This window comes from Pseudomonas sp. CM27 (assembly GCF_013179515.1).
GTDB lineage: Bacteria > Pseudomonadota > Gammaproteobacteria > Pseudomonadales > Pseudomonadaceae > Aquipseudomonas.
Window position 1 is genome coordinate 7,525 of sequence record NZ_JABMCN010000223.1, and the last position, 2,809, is coordinate 10,333.

Annotated in this window: 3 protein-coding genes; all 3 read right to left on the reverse strand. The window is 65.0% G+C overall.

Going from position 1 to position 2,809, the window contains the following annotated elements:
* The coding region (locus HP547_RS22925) for an FtsW/RodA/SpoVE family cell cycle protein (RefSeq protein WP_175586350.1) at window positions 1-607 on the reverse strand (607 nt) is incomplete at its 3' end.
* On the reverse strand, window positions 604-1,950 hold the full coding sequence (murD, locus tag HP547_RS22930; protein ID WP_172287536.1) for a UDP-N-acetylmuramoyl-L-alanine--D-glutamate ligase: 1,347 nt from the start codon (window positions 1,948-1,950) through the stop codon (window positions 604-606). The genes murD and HP547_RS22925, both read right to left, overlap by 4 nt.
* Before the next feature lie 6 nt (window positions 1,951-1,956).
* Window positions 1,957-2,809, reverse strand: an 853-nt coding sequence (gene mraY, locus HP547_RS22935; protein WP_172287539.1) for a phospho-N-acetylmuramoyl-pentapeptide-transferase, incomplete at its 5' end; no start/stop codon positions are given.

Below are 2,809 nucleotides of genomic sequence, written 5' to 3' on the forward strand. Positions count from 1 at the left end.
GGCTGAAGCGGAACAGCCCCACCCCGCCAAGGAACAGCATGGCCGCGGCCGCGCCCATCATCACTACGGTGGCGCCGAAGTCCGGCTCCATCAGCAGCAGGCCGGCCATGGGCAGCAGCACGATGAACGGCTTGAAGAAGCCCATCCAGCTTTCACGCACCTCGGTCTGCCGGCGTACCAGGTAACCCGCCAGGTAGATGACCACGAACACCTTGGCAATTTCCGAAGGCTGCACGTTGAAGAAGCTGAAGCCGATCCAGCGCATGGAGCCGTTCACTTCACGGCCGATACCCGGCACCAGCACCAGCACCAGCAGGCCGAAGGCGCCCAGCAGCATCATGAAGCCCATGCGCTGCCAGGTGGCGATCGGCACCAGCATGGTCGCGCCACAGGCGACCAGGCCGATGGCCACGTACACCAGGTGGCGGAACATGTGGTAAAGCGGGTTGCCCGACTGCACCGCAGCCACTTCCGATGACGCCGAGGTGATCATCACCAGGCCCAGGCCCAGCAACGCCAGGCAGCCGGCGAGCATGGCGAAGTCCAGGTCGATGCCACGGCCGCTGATCAGCGGCGACGGATAAGGCTTGAGGATGCCGAAGATCATGCAAGACCTCCCGCTGCCTGGGCGAACAGGCGCCCGCGTTCCTCGAAGTTCTTGAACATGTCGAGGCTGGCGCACGCTGGCGACAGCAGCACGGCATCGCCTGGCTGGGCCAGCGCGGCGCATTGCTGCACGGCATCGTCCAGGGTCTTGACGCGAACCAGTGGCACACCCTCGCCAAGCGCCTCGGCCAGGCGCTCGGCATCGCGGCCGAGCAACACCACGGCGCGGCAGAAGCGCTGCACCGGCCCGCGCAGGGCGGCAAAGTCGGCGCCCTTGCCATCACCGCCGGCGATCAGCACCAGCTTGCCTTCGATGTCGGCACCCAGGCCCTCGATGGCGGCCAAGGCAGCACCCACGTTGGTGGCCTTGGAATCGTCGTACCAATTGACGCTGTTGCGCTCGCGCACCCACTGGCAGCGGTGGGCCAGGCCACCGAACTCGCGCAGGGCTTCGAGCATGGGTTCGAACGGCAGGCCGGCCGCGTGACCCAAGGCCAGCGCCGCCAGGGCGTTGCTCTGGTTGTGGGCACCGCGAACCTTCAGCTCGCGCGCGGGCATCAGGGCCTGGAACTCGAACGCCAGGTATTTTTCGCCGTCCACTTCACGCAGGCCGAAGGCCTTGAAGTCCGGCTGATTGAGACCGAAGGTCCAGCAGGGGATGCCTTCTACCGGCAGTGGCCGGCTGAGGGCGTCCTGGCGGTTGACCACGACCTGGCGGGCGCCGCGGAAAATCCGGTGCTTGGCCAGGTGATAGGCTGGCAGGCCGCTGTAGCGGTCCATGTGGTCTTCGCTGATGTTCAGCACGGTGGCCACTTCGGCGTTGAGCTGGTCGGTGGTTTCCAGCTGGAAGCTGGACAGTTCCATCACGTACAACTCGACGTCATCGGCCAGCAGGTCCAGCGCCGGGGTGCCGAGGTTGCCCCCCACCGCCACACGCTTGCCAGCCTTGGCGGCCATTTCGCCGACCAGGGTGGTGACGGTGCTCTTGGCATTGGAACCGCTGATGGCAATGATCGGCGCCTTGGCGTGACGGGCGAACAGCTCGATATCGCCAGACAGCTTCACGCCACGCGCCGCCGCCTGCTGCAGGGCCGGGGTGGCCAGGGCCAGGCCGGGGCTCACGTACAGCTCGTTGGCGCGGCAAAGGAAGTCGACGTCCAGCTCGCCACAGCGCACTTCCACCTGCGGGTAGTCACGGCGCAGGGTGTCCAGTTCCGGCGGTTGCTCGCGGGTGTCGGCGACCGCAAAGGCAATGCCCCGGCTCGCCAGGAAGCGAACCAGGGACATGCCGCTCTTGCCGAGGCCGACAACGATGCGGAATTGGTCGGAAGCGATCAAAGACACGCTCATCTACCTCAGTTTCAGGGTTGCAAGGCCAACCAGCACCAGGATCACGGTGATGATCCAGAAGCGGACGATCACCCGTGGCTCTGGCCAGCCCTTGAGTTCAAAGTGGTGGTGGATCGGCGCCATGCGGAACACGCGTTTGCCGGTCAGCTTGAAGGAGGCGACCTGGATAACCACCGACAGGGTTTCCACCACGAAGATGCCGCCCATGATGAACAGCACGATTTCCTGGCGAACGATCACGGCAATGGTGCCCAGCGCTGCGCCCAGCGCCAGCGCGCCGACGTCACCCATGAACACTTGCGCCGGATAGGTGTTGAACCACAGAAAGCCCAGGCCGGCGCCGATCAGCGCACCACAGAACACGATCAGCTCGCCCGAGCCCGGTACGTAGGGAATCAGCAGGTATTCGGCGAACTTCACGTTACCCGACAGGTAGCAGAAGATGCCCAGGGCGCCGCCGACCATCACCGTTGGCATGATTGCCAGGCCGTCGAGGCCATCGGTGAGGTTGACCGCGTTGCTGGAGCCGACGATGACGAAGTACGTCAGCACCACGAAGCCCACGCCCAGCGGAATGGTCACGTCCTTGATGAACGGCAGGATCAGCGTGGTTTCGACGCTGGTCGGCGCGGTCTTGTACAGGAACACGGCCGCAGCCAGGCCAAATACCGACTGCCAGAAGTATTTCCAGCGACTCGGCAAGCCACGGGAGTTCTTCTCGATCACCTTGCGGTAGTCGTCGACCCAGCCGATGGCGCCGAACGCCAGGGTGACGATCAGCACCACCCACACATAGCGATTGGACAGGTCGGCCCACAGCAAGGTGCTGATGGCGATGGCGGACAGGATCAGC